The organism is Methanobrevibacter arboriphilus, from assembly GCF_019669925.1.
GTDB lineage: Archaea > Methanobacteriota > Methanobacteria > Methanobacteriales > Methanobacteriaceae > Methanobinarius > Methanobinarius arboriphilus_A.
Window position 1 is genome coordinate 945,001 of the sequence record NZ_AP019779.1, and the last position, 16,886, is coordinate 961,886.

Annotated in this window: 16 protein-coding genes (1 of these 16 running past the window's edge); 9 read left to right on the forward strand and 7 right to left on the reverse strand. The window is 26.6% G+C overall.

The window, feature by feature from the left end:
• Window positions 1-867 carry the 3' portion of a 5,10-methylenetetrahydromethanopterin reductase gene (mer, locus tag MarbSA_RS04150; RefSeq protein WP_221061917.1) on the forward strand. It extends 99 nt beyond the left edge of the window, so only the last 867 of its 966 coding nucleotides appear in the window; its start codon lies off the left edge, out of view; its stop codon occupies window positions 865-867.
• Window positions 868-1,022: 155 nt separating this feature from the next.
• Here mer and MarbSA_RS04155 read toward each other — a convergent pair whose 3' ends face one another.
• Complete coding sequence (locus MarbSA_RS04155) at window positions 1,023-1,997, reverse strand: SPL family radical SAM protein (protein WP_244987889.1); 975 nt, start codon at window positions 1,995-1,997, stop codon at window positions 1,023-1,025.
• A 390-nt stretch (window positions 1,998-2,387) separates the two neighbouring features.
• Here MarbSA_RS04155 and MarbSA_RS04160 point away from each other — a divergent pair, with 390 nt between their 5' ends.
• From MarbSA_RS04160 to MarbSA_RS04170, 3 genes are all read left to right on the forward strand, one after another.
• The gene (locus MarbSA_RS04160; RefSeq protein ID WP_221061918.1) at window positions 2,388-3,494 is read left to right on the forward strand and encodes an archaeosine biosynthesis radical SAM protein RaSEA; all 1,107 of its coding nucleotides are present in this window, start codon (window positions 2,388-2,390) and stop codon (window positions 3,492-3,494) included.
• A 211-nt stretch (window positions 3,495-3,705) separates the two neighbouring features.
• Window positions 3,706-4,188: a DUF308 domain-containing protein gene (locus MarbSA_RS04165; protein ID WP_042701951.1), complete on the forward strand. Its 483-nt coding sequence runs from the start codon at window positions 3,706-3,708 to the stop codon at window positions 4,186-4,188.
• A gap of 266 nt (window positions 4,189-4,454) precedes the next feature.
• A complete protein-coding gene (locus MarbSA_RS04170; protein WP_054835108.1) occupies window positions 4,455-5,819 on the forward strand; it encodes an adenylyltransferase/cytidyltransferase family protein in 1,365 nt (454 codons plus the stop codon).
• A gap of 116 nt (window positions 5,820-5,935) precedes the next feature.
• On the opposite strand, the gene MarbSA_RS04175 is transcribed toward MarbSA_RS04170, so the two are convergent.
• From MarbSA_RS04175 to MarbSA_RS04195, 5 genes are all read right to left on the reverse strand, one after another.
• Entirely contained in the window at window positions 5,936-6,724 is a 789-nt protein-coding gene (locus MarbSA_RS04175; protein ID WP_221061919.1) for an NAD(P)-binding domain-containing protein, read from the reverse strand.
• A 122-nt stretch (window positions 6,725-6,846) separates the two neighbouring features.
• On the reverse strand, window positions 6,847-7,707 hold the full coding sequence (locus MarbSA_RS04180) for a damage-control phosphatase ARMT1 family protein (RefSeq protein WP_221061920.1): 861 nt from the start codon (window positions 7,705-7,707) through the stop codon (window positions 6,847-6,849).
• Window positions 7,708-7,915: 208 nt separating this feature from the next.
• On the reverse strand, window positions 7,916-8,557 hold the full coding sequence (locus MarbSA_RS04185) for a 4Fe-4S cluster-binding domain-containing protein (protein ID WP_221061921.1): 642 nt from the start codon (window positions 8,555-8,557) through the stop codon (window positions 7,916-7,918).
• A gap of 715 nt (window positions 8,558-9,272) precedes the next feature.
• Complete coding sequence (locus tag MarbSA_RS04190) at window positions 9,273-9,473, reverse strand: MoaD/ThiS family protein (protein ID WP_042701962.1); 201 nt, start codon at window positions 9,471-9,473, stop codon at window positions 9,273-9,275.
• 231 nt (window positions 9,474-9,704) lie between these two features.
• Window positions 9,705-10,622, reverse strand: a complete 918-nt coding sequence (locus MarbSA_RS04195; protein ID WP_042701965.1) for a TIGR00269 family protein — start codon at window positions 10,620-10,622, stop codon at window positions 9,705-9,707.
• 217 nt (window positions 10,623-10,839) lie between these two features.
• On the opposite strand from MarbSA_RS04195, the gene MarbSA_RS04200 reads away from it, so the two are divergent.
• Window positions 10,840-11,424, forward strand: coding sequence for a hypothetical protein (locus tag MarbSA_RS04200; protein ID WP_054835695.1), 585 nt, complete (start codon window positions 10,840-10,842; stop codon window positions 11,422-11,424).
• A gap of 158 nt (window positions 11,425-11,582) precedes the next feature.
• Here the strand turns inward: MarbSA_RS04200 and MarbSA_RS04205 are convergent, their stop codons facing one another.
• Window positions 11,583-13,202: a dihydropteroate synthase-like protein gene (locus MarbSA_RS04205; protein ID WP_221061922.1), complete on the reverse strand. Its 1,620-nt coding sequence runs from the start codon at window positions 13,200-13,202 to the stop codon at window positions 11,583-11,585.
• Window positions 13,203-13,669: 467 nt separating this feature from the next.
• Here MarbSA_RS04205 and porC point away from each other — a divergent pair, with 467 nt between their 5' ends.
• From porC to porB, 4 genes are all read left to right on the forward strand, one after another.
• Complete coding sequence (gene porC / locus MarbSA_RS04210) at window positions 13,670-14,200, forward strand: pyruvate synthase subunit PorC (protein WP_042701978.1); 531 nt, start codon at window positions 13,670-13,672, stop codon at window positions 14,198-14,200.
• Window positions 14,201-14,461: 261 nt separating this feature from the next.
• A complete protein-coding gene (porD, locus tag MarbSA_RS04215; protein ID WP_042701981.1) occupies window positions 14,462-14,704 on the forward strand; it encodes a pyruvate synthase subunit PorD in 243 nt (80 codons plus the stop codon).
• A 110-nt stretch (window positions 14,705-14,814) separates the two neighbouring features.
• Window positions 14,815-15,957 carry a pyruvate synthase subunit PorA gene (porA, locus tag MarbSA_RS04220; RefSeq protein WP_042701982.1) on the forward strand — a complete coding sequence of 381 codons (1,143 nt, stop codon included), beginning with the start codon at window positions 14,815-14,817 and terminating at the stop codon, window positions 15,955-15,957.
• Between the two features lie 38 nt (window positions 15,958-15,995).
• Complete coding sequence (gene porB, locus MarbSA_RS04225) at window positions 15,996-16,865, forward strand: pyruvate synthase subunit PorB (RefSeq protein ID WP_042701990.1); 870 nt, start codon at window positions 15,996-15,998, stop codon at window positions 16,863-16,865.
• Window positions 16,866-16,886: the final 21 nt, after the last annotated feature.

Genomic DNA, 16,886 nt, shown 5'->3' on the forward strand with positions numbered 1-16,886 from the left:
ACTGACCATTACAACAACAAGAACGTATATGAAGCATTAGCTTTATTAGCTGAAGCAACAGAGACTATTAAATTAGGACCTGGTGTAACCAATCCTTATGTAAGAAGTCCTGCTGTAACAGCTGCAGCAATTGCTACTTTAGATGAATTATCCAATGGTAGAGCTACTTTAGGTATTGGACCTGGAGACAAAGCTACTTTCGATGCTCTCGGAATTGAATGGACAAAACCAGTAAGTACCATCAAAAGTGCTATAGAAATGATGGAAACTTTAATGTCCGGTGGAAAAACAGAGTCTGGAGCTCAACTCGGAGGAGTAAAAGCAGTCCAAGATAAAATCCCTATTTATATGGGTGCACAAGGACCGATGATGTTAAAAACCGCAGGAGAATGCTCTGACGGTGCTTTAATTAACGCATCAAATCCTAAAGACTTTGAAGCTGCAGTACCTTTAATTGAAGAAGGAGCTAAAGCTGGTGGAAAATCTATGTCTGATGTTGACGTAGCTGCATACACTTGCTGTTCTATTGCTGCTGATTCTGCTGCTGCTGTAAATGCTGCAAAAATTGTTGTAGCTTTCATTGCTGCCGGTTCCCCACCTCCTGTATTACAAAGACATGGATTACCTGAAGGAATCAACGAAAAACTCGGAGGATTAATTGGTAAAGGTGACTTTGGTGGAGCTATTAGTGCAGTAAGTGACGATTTAATGGAAGCTTTCTCTGTATGTGGTACACCTGATGAATTTATACCAAAAATCGAAGCTCTCGGAGAAATGGGTGTTACACAATACGTAGCAGGTTCCCCAATCGGACCAGATAAAGAAGAATCTATTAAATTATTAGGAGACGTTATAAGCAGCTTTTAAGCTGAATAACTTCTTTTTATTTCTTTTTTATTTTTTATACATTATTCCTATTTTTTATAATATCAAATCATTATAGTTTATTATACATTTATTGTTTATTTTACTGTGATTCATTCTATTTTTGCAATTTATTACATTAGATTCTAAATAGAATTCTAAATAATTGAATTTTTAATATTATATTTTCTACAAACATTCTCTAGATTTTTATAAATATTATTTTGATAGCTAATATTAGGATATTCTTTTTCTTTAAAAATATTTTTAGTAGGTTCAACAAATTTAGGAAAGTTTTCATTAAGTATTTTATAATACTTTGTTTTAGAATCATTATCCCTCTCACCAAATAATGTAAGAGATCCTCCAAAAACATAGTCAACTTCAATATCACTGAAAATAGAAATAATTTTATCAATAGATTCATATGAATCTGAAATAAAAGGAAGAAGAGGCATTAATGATACTCCTACTAAAAATTCTTCATCTTTTAATTTTTTAATAGCCTTTAACCTTCTATTTATATTTGGAGCATTTGGTTCAAAAATTTTAGCTACTTTTTCATCCAATGTTGAAAATGAAAATGTTATAATTACTTTTGAATCAAGTTTTTCTATATCTTTTGGCAATATTCCATTTTCATTAATTTTTTTAAACAAATCAATATCTCTTAAAACCAGATCAGATTTAGTTACTAAGTGTATAGGAAATCTAAATCTATTAGTTATTTTTAGTAAATCTCTAGTAAGAAATAGCTCTTTTTCAATGTCAATATAAGGATCAGTGGCAGATCCAAATAGAATAATCCCTCGCTCACCTATCTTTGATTTTCTTTTTAATTGATTTTTAAGAATATTTAAAGCATTAGATTTTATATAAAAAGACTTAGTAGAACCAGCATATTTGCTTCCATTAATATAACAATATTTACAATCAAAAGAACAGCCCAAGTAAGGGTTTAAAGAATAATCTCCTAAAAATACTCCCCTATTTTCTTTACTTTTATTAAGAATTGTTTTAACATTTTTTTCTTTAAAACCATGTTTTTTAGCTAATTCATAAAAATTAAAATTATTAATAATACTATTATTAATGTCAAAATTATTAGAATTATGATTTTCATTATTTTCCAAAGAATCTTGATTTTTTTCTTTATCATTAAAATAATCTAATGGTATATCAGAGATTGTTTCACTTCCATATAAATTATAATCTTCTATATAACTTATAATACCTAAAACTTACTAATTTGTTAATCTATTTATATTTTTTATTTCTTAATTTTACTTTTAATCTTAATCCTATAAAACATGTTATTATATTAAAATAATAATATTAATAATTAATAATTTATAACTTAAAGATTTTATATAATATTATAGATCTTAAAGATTTAAAAATTAAAAATAAATATAAATATAAAAAAGAATATTAGAATAATATTATATATAATCATATATAAGTAATCACAGATAAAACAATATCTCATATAAAACAAATAAATAAAGTAAGAGTTAAAAATAATGGAAATTCAAAAACTTAATAAAGAAATAAGAGATAATTACCTTGAAAGAATGAAAACAAGACCTCCAGAAAGGTTATCTACAAGTTGGTATCAAGATGATTTACTTTATAGAGGATCTGGAAAAAGTTTATTTGTAATAGTTCCAACTCCAGGCTGTTCATGGGCATTAGGAGATTCTGGAGGATGTACTATGTGTAGTTATATTTCAGACTGTACATTAGAACCAATTGATGATGAACTGATAATTCAATTATTTAAAAAAGAATTAGATAGACATATAGATGATATAAAAGCTGATGGTAAAACTATGCCAATAGCTATTAAGATATTTGTTTCAGGAAGCTTTCTAAATCTTCAAGAAATTTCTAAAGAAGTTCGATATGAAATACTTGAAACTATTTCAAAAATAGATGAAATAAAAGAAGTTATAGTTGAATCTCGTCCAGAATATGTAAAAAAAGAAAATATTGAGGAAATATTTTCAATTATTGGAGATAGGTTATTTGAAGTAAGCATTGGATTAGAATCTCAAAATGACTTTATAAGAGAAGAAAAGATTAACAAAGGATTTTCAAAAGAAGACTTTGAAAAAGCTGTAAATATAATAGCAAAAATAGATAATGATGAAGATAATAATTATAAAGCTAAATCTAAAGCATATATTTTCATAAAACCAATTTTAACATCAGAAAAAGAAGCAATAGATGAAGCTATTCAAACATCATACTATGCAGAAAGTGTTGGAGTAAGTAGAGTTTCTTTTTGTCCAGCAACAATACACAAAGGAACAATAATAGAAAGATTTTGGAGAAAAGGATCTTACCAACCCCCTTGGATATGGAGTGTAATTAAGATCATAAATGAAGCTAGAAAAAATTTAAATATTCCTTCATTTATGGATACATCAGGTTTTGGATCTCGTAGAGGACCATATAATTGTAAAAAATGTAATAAAGATCTTAAACACGCAATTATTGATTCAAATATTAAACAAAGTATTATAGATGATTATGAATGCCAATGTAAAAATGAATGGCTAGCTGAAATAAATTCTAAAAATTTTAACAAATCTAAAACAAAAATTAAACATCTACCCCTTATATAATTAAATTAAAAATGTATGCAATTAAACCAATTAAAAAGTACAAAAAATACAAAAAAATATATAAATAAAATTACATAAAGTATTATTAGTATTCTTATGTATTATTATATATTATTTATAAAATATAAATTATATTTACAGAAATTATATTTATAGAATATAAATTAATGATAATATATTGAAATATGGTTTGTAGTATGGAGGTTTAAATATGAAAAAATCAATGCTTAGTATTTTAGCAATAGTATTAGGTTTAATTATAATAGCGTTTCCAATGTTAGGGTTAATTGGTGCTCAAGCTATTATTGGTGTGGCCGTTCTTTTAATGGGTGTATTTTTATTAATTAGTGGAATTTCAGAAGTAGATTATAGTCCTAGCAGAGGCATAGCTACAGTAATTATTGGTATTTTAATATTAATTTTAGGTTTAATCTTATTATTTAGTCCAAATACCTTTGCATTTTTAGCTGCTCTGACAATATACTTAGCTGGAATATTACTTATTATTGCAGGACTAGTAACATTAATTGGAAATAAAGATAGTGGTTTTTCATTTTGGAGTGGAGTTCTTGGAATAATATTAGGTGTTATATACATAATTTTAGGAACTTATGCTAGAGATCCTATGGTTTTAGGAGCATTAATAGGTATCTGGTTAGTATTAACTGGAATAATTAGACTTCTTGATAATTAAAGCTATACTTAAATAACTTTAAAATAAATTTATTATTTATAATCAGATTAATCTAACTGATTATTTTATTTTCTATTTTTTAATATTTCAATATCTTGTAGTTTATTTACTAAAAATTTTATTAAAAAACTTTATTAAAATTTTTATTAAATTAAAATTAATTTTTAGCTCTAATAATAAATACTTGTATACTTAATTCATTTTTATATTTAATTCTTTTATATTTACATTATAAATCTTATTGAATAAAATAACGCTGTGAAAATATGATTGGAATAAGTGCAGATTTTGACCCAGTACATTTAGGACATGTAAAGCTAATAGAAAAGGGAAAAGAAATAGCTGAAAAAACTGGAGATGAAGTAGTAATATACCTAAATAAAGGCTATAGTGCAAATCATGCACCATTTTTCACTCCTTTTGAAGCAAGAAGAGACATGGCATTAGCTACAGGAGCAGATAAAGTAGTAGGTATTGAAGGACTTCACCATAGACTAACTTTAGCATATAGTGTACCAATCAGAATAGCTATGATGATAGAAGATGGAGTAGTGGATTATGTAGATGCTGCCAATGTATCAACTCCAGAAATTGTTAAATATGCACAAAAATTTGTAAAACAAGGAATATTTGTAGGAATCCCTAGAAGTCTTCCCAATCGTAACGTTATAAGATGGTTTGCTGTTAATGAATTTCTAAAAGAGAAATATGGGAGAAACATGGATTTTCATATCATTCCAGAATTAGAAATTAATGATAAAGAAGCTAATGGTAAAGAATCTATTGGTAAAATATCTGGAAGAGAAATTAGAAAATCCATTATTGAGAATGATATGGAAATACCAGAAGAAACAAAAGAATTACTTCCAAAAACAACGATAAAAATTCTTCAAAAAGAGATAAAAAAAGGAACAATACCTGGAAGAAGAAATTGGGATATTATAAAAAAAAGAATGAATACTTGTTCTAGACCTAATTTAATGAATATATCTTATCTAAATGGAAATGCTATTAATGAAATAATAAAAGGAAGAGTTTATAGAGATGAAGAGTCTATATGGGCAACATTTAGAAGAGCAGGTTATGGCCCAGTCCTTACTCGTTTAGCTATTAGTTCAATTGAAGAAGGAGTAACAAGACAAGAAGTAGTAAACCTAATGAAAAGTTATGAAGAAAAAGGAGTTATACCAATAGAACAAAGTGTTGATAAGGTAATTGAAAGATCATTTTATGTTGCAGATAAATGTGAAAAAGGAGAATCTGCTAGTGTAGCTAATAGAGAATTTAGAAGTAATCCCAATATTAAAATAGATAATGTTCCATTATTTATTGATGCAGGATTATACCTTACAAAATTTGAAACAAAAGTATTGAAAAGAAATCTAAATAATGATTTAAAGGAAGAAACTTCAGAAAATAAATTAAATCCTCAAATTTATATTAATAAAGATGGAAAACTTTCTTGTGAAATTAGAGTTGAGAATAAAAAAATAAAAACCAATTTAAGATTACATAGTAGAGATGTTACTTATATAAGGTATATACTTGATTCACAATTTATACCAGTATCGACTAAAATAATAAAGAAAAAAGAAGGGTTTAGAATAAGGATTTTTATACATAACCAATGAAATACATAGTCAATGAAGATAATTTCATTAACAATAACAATTATTAGCCCTATATTAACAATAACAGTTATTAATTATAATTTTATTAATAATACTATCTTATTAACCATAAAAAGTTATTTTATATCTTTAAACTTGTTTTTTGTGGCTTTAATCATATTATTAGCTCTAAAATCATTTGAAGATTGAATACTTTCTAAAAATTTTAAAATTTCGATCATTTCTTCATATTTTCTTTCATGTGAATTTTTTAAACTTTTAATTCTTGATCTAGCTTGAATTTCAAAATCTTTACCTTCAGTAATAGATAAAACTTCAAAAAACTCATCCTCCATATTTAAACTTTCTGAAATTTTAAAAGCCTCATAAGTTACAGCTGTAAGTGATTTTGAATAAATACTTCTAATCATTTTTATATATGAAGCATCTGTAATATTACTTCCTATAACTTTAATATTAAGCCCATAATCTTTTAAAAGAATTAAATCATTAGAATTTTCCCCAGAAAGATAAATAATCTGATTTTTAGAAGATATTTTCCCAATGATAGATCCTTTTATAAAATTTGAGGATTTTTTTTCATTTATACCCTTAAAAAAGTCAAATATTTCTAAAGTTGTTTTAGGAGAAATATTATTTAAATCTAAAAAAATTCCATTAGTTAATATCCCATATTTTTTAGATATTTCTAAAGCTTCAAAAGGAGAAACAGTAGATATCAAAATATCAGAAGATAAAGCAACATCTTCAAAGCTATTAACCAAATCTATTCCAGAACTTTTAGCCAATTTCTTTGTTTTATCACTTCGACCATTTATAGAGCTTAAAACATCAACATTATTATCTAAAAGTTTTTTTGAGATCGTTGAAGCAACTTCTCCAAAACCAATGAACCCTATTTTCAAATTAACACCATAATATTGATTTTTTAACTATATTAATTTCTTATTAATTATGCTTATGCTTAATTCTGCTTAATTATACTTAATTATACTTAATTATGATCATATTTATTAATTTTTATAGATTATAACTTTAAAAGCACATTATCTTTCTCTTTAAGATCAATATCTTTAGCTATGGCACTACATTTTACACATAAAAGACAAAAAACATCTTTATTTTCAAGGTCAATTTCAGTTAAACCTTCATAGTTCCCTAGTCCCTTAGATATTATAAAATCATGAGAATCAAAAATTTTCCTAAATTCTTCAGAAGCTTCTTCATATATTATACCAACAGAATCAGTACCAATAGTTGTTAAATTAGCAATTTCATTAAGACCAATATCTAAGGCATCTTCTAAACAAGCATCATTAATAATAGGTTTTTCTTTAAGAGCAACAGTAATCTCTAATCCAAAATCTCTTAATTTCTCAATAAGGAGTTTATCAAAAACAATCTCGCCAGTATTATCTGCAAGATAAAGTAAGCGATTATGATTAGAAATAGATTCTTTGAGTTTATCAATATCATTTATAGCTAGTTTCTTTTTTAAATTAGAAAGTATAAAATTTTGAGGGTCAAAGTCAAGCCCTAAAGCTCCAAAATCTAGTATATTGCCTACAATACCTATTTTAATATAATTTTCAAGAGTGTTATCTTTTTCTAAAAGTTTTTGAATTTTAGGAAGGAATTCAAGAGCTATTTTATTTCCAATGATTTTTTCTTTATAGTAAGGATCATCACAATTAGTTTTCTCTTTTATGATTCTATGTACAGCTGAACCTAATTTATTAGAAGATGCATCTTCATTAAAATTTTTAGCTAAAAAATCCAATATTTCTTCCATTAATTCAAGTTTTAATGCATCATCATCAGTTGCTAAATCCATTGCATCTTTAGATTGACGAAGAAAACAAGCACCACATTCATAATAAACTTTCATAAAAGTTGCTCACCTTAAAACTAATTTTGACATACCTTTTTCAACAAATGTATTACTAAAATTAATACTAAATATCATATTAATTATATATAAATTTTATAATATAAAAAATTAAACTATAATAAAAATTACTTAAAATATTCAGTTTCGCAACTCTAAGACTAACAATTTCAAATAAAAAAAAAAAGGAAAATTAAGAAAATAGAAATTAAATTTTAGTTGGAATAAATTTTTCCCCACCGAACATAAAATCTTTCTTAATAAAAAACTTATCACCATCTAATAAGCCCATACAGTCCAAAACAAACGGAATATTATTAGGATGCCAAATAATATTATAATCCACATCAAAAGGCAACTCATCAACTCTATCATATAAACCAAGCCCCAAAAATTCTTCTGTCACGTGAAGGTTAATATGATCAATTAATGGCCACAATTTACGTACTTCCGGCTCCCAAAGATGTAAACCATTTGTGAGAGCGTTAGTTCTTAAACCAAGATCTTTAGTACGTTGTAAAATATTATGAATATTAGTTAGATCCTGAGCAAACGGTTCCCCTCCTACGATCGTAGTACTATCGATATTGTCTTTATGATTATCAATATCACTTAAATGAAAAGGAGTACAACCACCGCTTCCAGATAATAATAAACGATTACAACATGTTACACAGTTAAGTGAGCAATAATTAAAGAATATAGCTAAGCTAATGTATGGAGGATCGTCTATAAGTGATTTGTGCCACATATAAACATTATCTATATAATCTCCTCCACTATTATTAACTTTAGATAATTCTTTCGCATGTGAATTAATATATAACTTATCAAAATAATTAAAATCCAATTATTCATATTCTCCTATTTTTTGATTTAATGCATGACAAGAAGACAGCTGTTCTGACACCCATGCATTAAAGCAAAAAATAAAAAAATAATAATTAAATAGCAAATATTATCATTCATCTCTATCACTCCTATAAAAAAAGGATCAAAAGATTCTTATCCTCTAAATACTCTTCAATATCAAAAGATAAGTAACAAATATACTTCCCAATATTATAATCCTAAAAATAATAAAAAAGAGTGAGATTTCCAAATCATCAATAAAAAAAAATAAGTTCATGCCAATATTAATTATTTATAGATACTATAATTATGTAGTTCATTATATATAAATATTACTATTTTTAATAATTATCTATTCAACTAAATCAAAGATTGTAAATACACATTTTATTCAATATAATAATAAAAAAAACATCTCAAATAGCTTAATCCATGAACATATCCTAATCTTATAGATCGAGTTCAAATCCCACCAAGTTCGTTTTTGAATATTTGATAATTTAGTCTTATTTCTTGAATATAGAATCATTAATTGTTTATTTAGAGTATAAGGTTGGTAAATTATTTATTTATAGTTATTGTCTTTAAATAATATGAATAAATATTAAAACTCCTCACTTTTAAGTTAAAATAGATTTTTTTGATTTTTTGAGTTTTATAATAAATTTTCATTATTAAACACCAAAAATATAGATTTCAATTTCATTCTCAAACTATCCACCATAAATAATCTTTATTAGTTGAATTTCATCTCCTTCTTCAATTATTTCATCTTCAATAACAATATCTCCATTTTTTTTAGCTACTACTGTTTCAGATGAGAGTTCCATATCATTTAAAATATCTTTTATAGAAGTATCATTTTTAATAGTTTTAGTTTCATTTTTATTGTTGAATATAAGTTTAAAATTCATATTTTATCTCCTTATAACTTAATAATATACGGATTAAATAATTATTATTAATTAATCTAGTATTATATAGCCAATTTTTGGTCATTGGCTAATTTAATCGTGTTTTTAGTTATAATATTAGATAATATCAGATATTATTACTTATTATTTATATTATTATTTATTATTTTATTGATAATTATATTTATTATTGTTTATTCTAATCTTTTTACCAATTTATCTATTAATAGATCATTTTAACTCATTTAAAAAAGTACATGCCCTACATATTTCATTTGAAGAGGGTTCACCACAAATAGCACAACTCTCAAAATTAAATTCACTTTTATATTCTTTATTTAAAGCTTTTTTGATTTTATCAAAACCTCTAAGCGTAGAATACATAATAGTAGGATGATCTTTAGACAAATTTTTAATTATTTGTCCAATTTCACCTCTAAAAGATTCTTCTGAATAAGGACAGCCTGCAAAATGGACTTCTAAGTCCTTTGCTAAAACATATAATCCAATTTCTTTTTCAGGAATCTCTCTAAGAGGTTTTATTTTTGGAGTAAAAAGTGGACTTTTTGAATCTGTTTTAGGACCTATTTTAGTTAAATTGTCAACATTTCCTTCAAGATAATTCATCAATATTGCTTGAGTTTCATCATCAAGGTTGTGACCAGTAGCAATTTTAGTAGCAGAAAAATCTCTTGCAGCTCGATTTATTATCCAACGACGAAATACTCCACAATAAGTACATGACCCTCTATGATTAGGGATTTTCATCATCTCATCAAGAGTAATATTGAAAGAGTCTTTGAATGAAACTACTTTATGTTCTATTCCAAGTCTTTTTGCATGACGAATAGCTATTTCAACACCATCTTGGCGATATCCACTTATCCCTTCATCAACAGTTACAGCACAAATATCTATTATATTACGCTTTCTAAAAGTATCAAGAATATCAAGAAGAGTTACACTATCTTTACCTCCTGAAAGAGCTACAAGAACCTTGTCTCCTTTTTCAAGAAGTTCTTCTTTTTTTATAGTCTTTATTACTTTTTTCTGAATACTTTCAATAAAGCATTCTTTACATAAAACCTGTCCTGATTGTTTTCTCTTTATTATTATCTTGGGATTTCCACATTTTGTACAATTTTCCATAATATGCCACTATAATTTTTATAAGATTATTTAAAATATTACTAATATATCTTATTATAAACTATATTTTAGATTAAATTTATAATAAATATATCTATCAAAAATAATCTATCAATAATATATTCATTAAGAATATATCTATTAAAATTATATTTTTAAAAATTGATATTAAAAATTGTATATTTATACAAAAACATCAACAAGTAAAAGTGGTATAATGAATAAAAAAAATATAATCATTATAGGAATTATAATAATAATCTGTATAATTGGTGCTTATTTTATTTTTAGTAGCTTAAATAATCAAAACAATTCTAATAATAATTCCAATAATGCTAATGATATTATTAATACTAACAATAATATTAATAATATTAGTGATGAATCTTTTGAGCTTAAAGGTGAAAAAACTACTATTAATGGATTAATAACTATGATCCCTAGTAAATATTCTAATGGAACTATTAAAGCTAGTTCGGGTATTGAAACTTATGGAAAGTATGATGATGATAGTATTTATATTACAGTTTATGATGATTCTTCCCAAGGAGAGAAAGTTTATCATGGAGATATAGATTATTTCGCTTATGGAATAGCTAATAACGATAACAATCCCAAAAGAGAAAACATAACAATAGCAAACCACACAATACTCTATGTGACTCAACATTCAGATACAAGAGGAGATTATAGATTAGCTTTCTTTGAAGTGAATGGTAAAAAAGTCCTTATTGAGTGGTTAGGAAATGAAGTTACTCCAGATATTAATAATATAATTCAGGGTTTCTATAAATTAAACTAAAATAAAACTATAAAATTAAAATAAAGCAAAAAAAATTACTGATAATAAAAAATAAGACATAATAATCCCCAATATTTAAAAATTTAGAAGAGAGATTCCTAAAGTAATCACAAAATATATAATTATAATAAATAGTAATACATATATTTATATAATAATCAGTTTAAATCAAGCGATCTTTTAAATAGATCAAAGTCTTGAACATATTCTTTACCTGTAATCATAGCAATTTCTGCTTTTTGAAGCTCAGAACCTAAATAAGCAGCATGTTCCAATCTTGTAACAATTCCTTGTCTTACCAACTCATCATAAATCTCTTTCACATATCTTCCTTCGATAGTCAAGTCAGGGATTGTTTTTTTAAAGTGAGTAACAATAATTTTACTGTTTCTAGGGTCGATAGCATGCTCAACCCTAATCTTAAAACTTCCTGCAGGATCAAGAATAAACCGAACAGATTCTGTTGCTTTTTCTAATGGAACATCAAAATCAGAATTCTCGTAATCTTCATAAATATCTTTTCTTTTCTTTTTATCTTTATATAAAATAAGATTAATACCAAGATCTTTAGGAATAGATCCTCTTTGCTTAGCTAAAAACATCATTTTACTAGAAATAGCTAATTCATAAACGCTTCCAAGAGTTTTTCCACTTTCTTCAGGAGTGAAAAGAATACTAGCTCCAAGTTCCATAGCTATTCCAGAAAGTAGAGCATTTACGCCAACAGAATCAGTGTCCACAAGTTCATTAACATTTCCAACTCCAAAAAACATTGGTTCTTTCATTTTTTCATGATATTTCCTACAAGCTAAAATTGAATCAACAATACTACTACTATTAACAGGATCTAAAATCAAATCAGCTATTATTTGAACATCTGCATCAATACATATTTTAGCTAACTCTATCATAGAATTTACTCTTTCATCAACTGTGTGTGGAACTTTTTCCTCACTAAAGTTAGTTGGTAATGCTACAGCAGGAACATTATATTTTTTTAAAAGAGGCAGAACTTCTTTATAGTTTCCTAAATCAATACTAAGAACCAAATCAATTCCATTTTCAATAGCCACAGAAATTTCTTTTGGATTCAATGTATCAATACTAAGAGCTTTATTTCCAACAATAGGGCGTAGTGTGGTTATCATATCAGGGATCTTATCTGAAAAATCTTCTCCAGCTACCATCCCAATATCAATCATGTCTGCACCATTTATCAAAAAGTACTCACATTTTCTGATAAGTTCTTCTTTAGTTAAAATAGGTGCATTAGCTATTTCAGCTAAAATTCTCATTGGAAAATCTTCGCCAACCGTTAAATTTCCAACTAATATATTATTAGGCTTTTCAAGCAACTTTTTTCTGTTTTGAATATCTGATTCAAATTCATTTATTAATTTAATAGCTTTTTTTCTTTTTTCTTCTTCAATTAATTTATCTGCAGGTTTAGAAGTTGAAAGTTTTAAGTCGTCAATCAGATCTAATACCATCCCAATATCTGCCCCATCGGTTGGTCCTTTAAATGTTGGAATGTTTAAAGATTCAGATATTTCATCAGTAGATTTCCTCATAAGTCCTGGAGTGATAATAAGATCAATAGAACCATTATTTAACTCTTCTTCATAGTTATTTTTCAATTCTTTAATTATCATTCTTGGAGTCAAAAACGCAGCTATTTGTGAATCGGCTAAATGGACAATAACTTCCCTATCAGACTCTGAAGCAACTTTTTCAACTGAAGAATATGCTAAATTTCCAGTTACAATAAGTATTGTCATAAAATCTCAACTTTTATTTTCATAATTATTCTTATAATTTTTTATAATTGTTTTTATTTTTTATAATTCTTTTTTATAATAATTATCTTTTATAGATTATTATGATTATATAGGATTATTTTTATAATTATATATTTAATAATGGATAATATATATTTAATAATTGATAAATTATTTTATTAAATAAACTGTTTCATTATGTTGTTTTATTATATTGTTAATTATAATTAATTCATTAAATTGATTTTATTAAAATTTATATTTTATTAAGTTAATTTATTAAATTAATTTATTAAATTATATCTCTAAATTCATATTTTTAATTAATAATAAATAATAATAGTAATAATAGTGATAATAATAGTAATATTTATTTTTTAATAATAATGAATAATTTTATAACATTGTAAAAGTTTATATATCTTGTAATTTATAATGATTATACATGATGAATGGAGGAAATTTGAATGATTGAAATTCGTTTTCACGGCCGTGGAGGACAAGGTGCCGTTACCGCAGCAGAGATATTAGCAAAGGCTGCATTCGAAGATGGGAAATTTTCACAAGCATTTCCGTTCTTTGGAGTAGAAAGACGGGGCGCTCCTGTTATGGCTTTCACAAGAATTGATGATAAACCTATACAAATAAGATATCAAGTTCAAAATCCTGATTATGTGGTTGTCCTTGACGATGGATTGTTAGATGTTGTAAATGTCTTTTCTGGAATAAAAAATGACAGTTCTATAATTATAAACACAAATAAAGAAGAAAACCTAGAAAAAAATAAGGACAAAGAAATTTATAATATTGATGCAACAGGAATTGCTTTAGAAAATCTAGGAGTTCCTATTGTAAATACTATTATGTTAGGATCATTTGCAAAAAAAAGTGGCGAAGTGTCTCTTGAGTCTATTATTAAAGTTATAAAAGAAACTTTTCCTGGAAAACTTGGAGATAAAAATTCAAAGGCCGCTGAAATTGCTTATAATCAAATTTAATAGACTAAATTAATTTTTGAAGATTTCAAATATTTTTATAATATTCTAAAATATTTTAAAATATTTTTAAATTTATAATAAATTTTTAAAGTTATGCTAATAATCTTAAAGTTATAGTATAACTTTTAATACAAAATATAACTCTATAATAAAAGAATAATTCAATAATAGAATAATTTTATAATTAATTTTATAATATAAATAATTCTATAATAAAATAATTTTATAATAAAGATTTAATTTTAAACATAAGGTGATTAAATGGATTCTGTTGGAGGAGCTGTAAAAACCCCTGGAAGTACTAGAAATAATAAAACAGGAAGTTGGAGAACATTTAAACCTATTCTTGATAAAGAAAAGTGTATTGATTGTGATAACTGTATTATGTTCTGTCCAGAAGGATGTATAAATAAAGATCATGATATAGATTATGATTATTGTAAAGGTTGCGGGATATGTGAAGTAGAATGCCCAGTGAAAGCGATCAAGATGGAAAGAGAATAATCAATCAAAGAAAATAATCAATCATACTAATTAGAAAGCATTAATTTAAATGGAAAACATCAAATGAAAAATTTAAGATTTAAAAATTAAAAAACATAGGAGAATTATAAATGACAAAAAAAGTTATGACAGCTAACAGAGCAGTTTCTGAAGCTGTAAAATTAGCTAAACCAAAAGTTATTCCTGTTTATCCTATCACTCCACAAACATCAATTTCAGAATATCTTGCACAATTTGTAGCTGATGGAGATATTGATGCAGAATATATTAGAGTTGAATCAGAACATAGTGCTATAAGTGCTGCTGTTGGAGCATGTGGAGCAGGAGTAAGAGTCTTTACAGCCACTTCATCCCAAGGATTAATGTTAATGCATGAAATATTGTTTGCTGCTGCAGGAATGAGGATGCCAATAGTGATGGCTGATGCAAACAGAGCAATATCTGCACCATTAAGTATTTGGAATGACCAACAAGATTCCATAGCACAAAGAGATTCTGGATGGATGCAAATCTATGTTGAAAATGGACAAGATGCTCTTGACTCTATACTTATGGCATATAAAACATCAGAAAATAATAAAGTATTATTACCATCTATGGTATGCTTAGATGGGTTTATATTAACCCATACAGTAGAACCTGTAGAAATCCCTAGCCAAGAACAAGTAGATAAATTCCTTCCAGAATATAAACCAGAACATGCATTTTTAAATCCAGAAGCACCAATGTCACTTGGAACATTAACAGATCCAGATTATTATATGGAAGCAAGATATCAAATTGAAGAAGCCATGGAAAACTCTTTAAAAGTAATTGAAAAAACAAACCAAGAGTTTGAAGAAATATTTGGAAGAAAATATGATCTTGTTGAAGAATACAAATGTGAAGATGCTGAAATCATTATAGTTGCTATGGGATCAATTTGTAGTACAGTAAGAGTTTGTGTTGATGAAATGAGGGATCGTGGCGAAAAAGTTGGACTTTTAAAAATAAGAGTTTATAGACCATTCCCACAAGAACAAATACAAAAAGCAGTGCAAAATGCTAAAAAAGTTGCAGTACTTGATAAAAATATTTCTTTCGGTGTTGGTGGAGCATTGTACAATGATATCAAAGCAAAAATTGATATTGAAGCATATGATTTCATCATAGGGCTTGGAGGAAGAGATATAACACCGAATTATATTGAAGAAGTAGTTGAAAAAACTAAAAACCCTGAAAAAGATGTTACTTGGATTGGTTTAAAAGAATAAAAGCAGACTATATAAAATTAACATAGGAGAGAAATTATATGAAATTACCTGAAGAAGAACTTTTAGCACCAGGACACAGAGGTTGTGCTGGTTGTGGAGCTACCATAGGAGTAAGGTTAGCATTAAAAGCATTAGGTAGGAATACTGTAGCTATTTCAGCTACTGGTTGTTTAGAAGTTATTACAACTCCTTTCCCTGAAACTGCATGGGAAATACCTTGGATACATGTAGCTTTTGAAAATGCTGGTGCTGTTGCATCTGGTGTTGAAAGTGCACTTAAAGCTCAAGGAAAAACAGATGTTAATGTAGTAGCTTTTGGTGGTGATGGAGGAACTGCAGACATAGGTATGCAATCATTATCAGGAGCCATGGAGAGAGGACATAACATGATATATATCTGTTATGATAATGAAGCTTATATGAATACTGGAATTCAAAGAAGTGCTTCTACACCTTATGGTGCATCTACTACAACTTCCCCACATGGAAAAGATAGTTTTGGAGAAGATAAACCTAAAAAAAATGTTCCTCTTATTATGGCAGCACATGGCGTACCATATGTAGCTACAGCTTCAATTGCATACCCTGAAGATTTTATGAGAAAGGTTAAAAAAGCATCTGAAGTTGATGGTCCGGCTTACATACATTTAAATCAACCATGTACCACTGGTTGGGGATATAGTCCTTCAAAAACTATTGAACTTGGAAGGTTAGCTGTTGAAACAGGTTCTTGGGCATTATACGAAATTGAAAATGGTGACTTCAAGTTAACATATAAACCACAGGATAGAAAACCTGTAAATGAATTTTTAAATGCTCAAAAAAGGTTTAAACATCTTTCAGATGAAGAAAAAGAAAGAATACAAGATTATGTTGATAATCAATGTGCAGAATTAGGAATAAAATAAATATATACTGGAGGGCTGAAG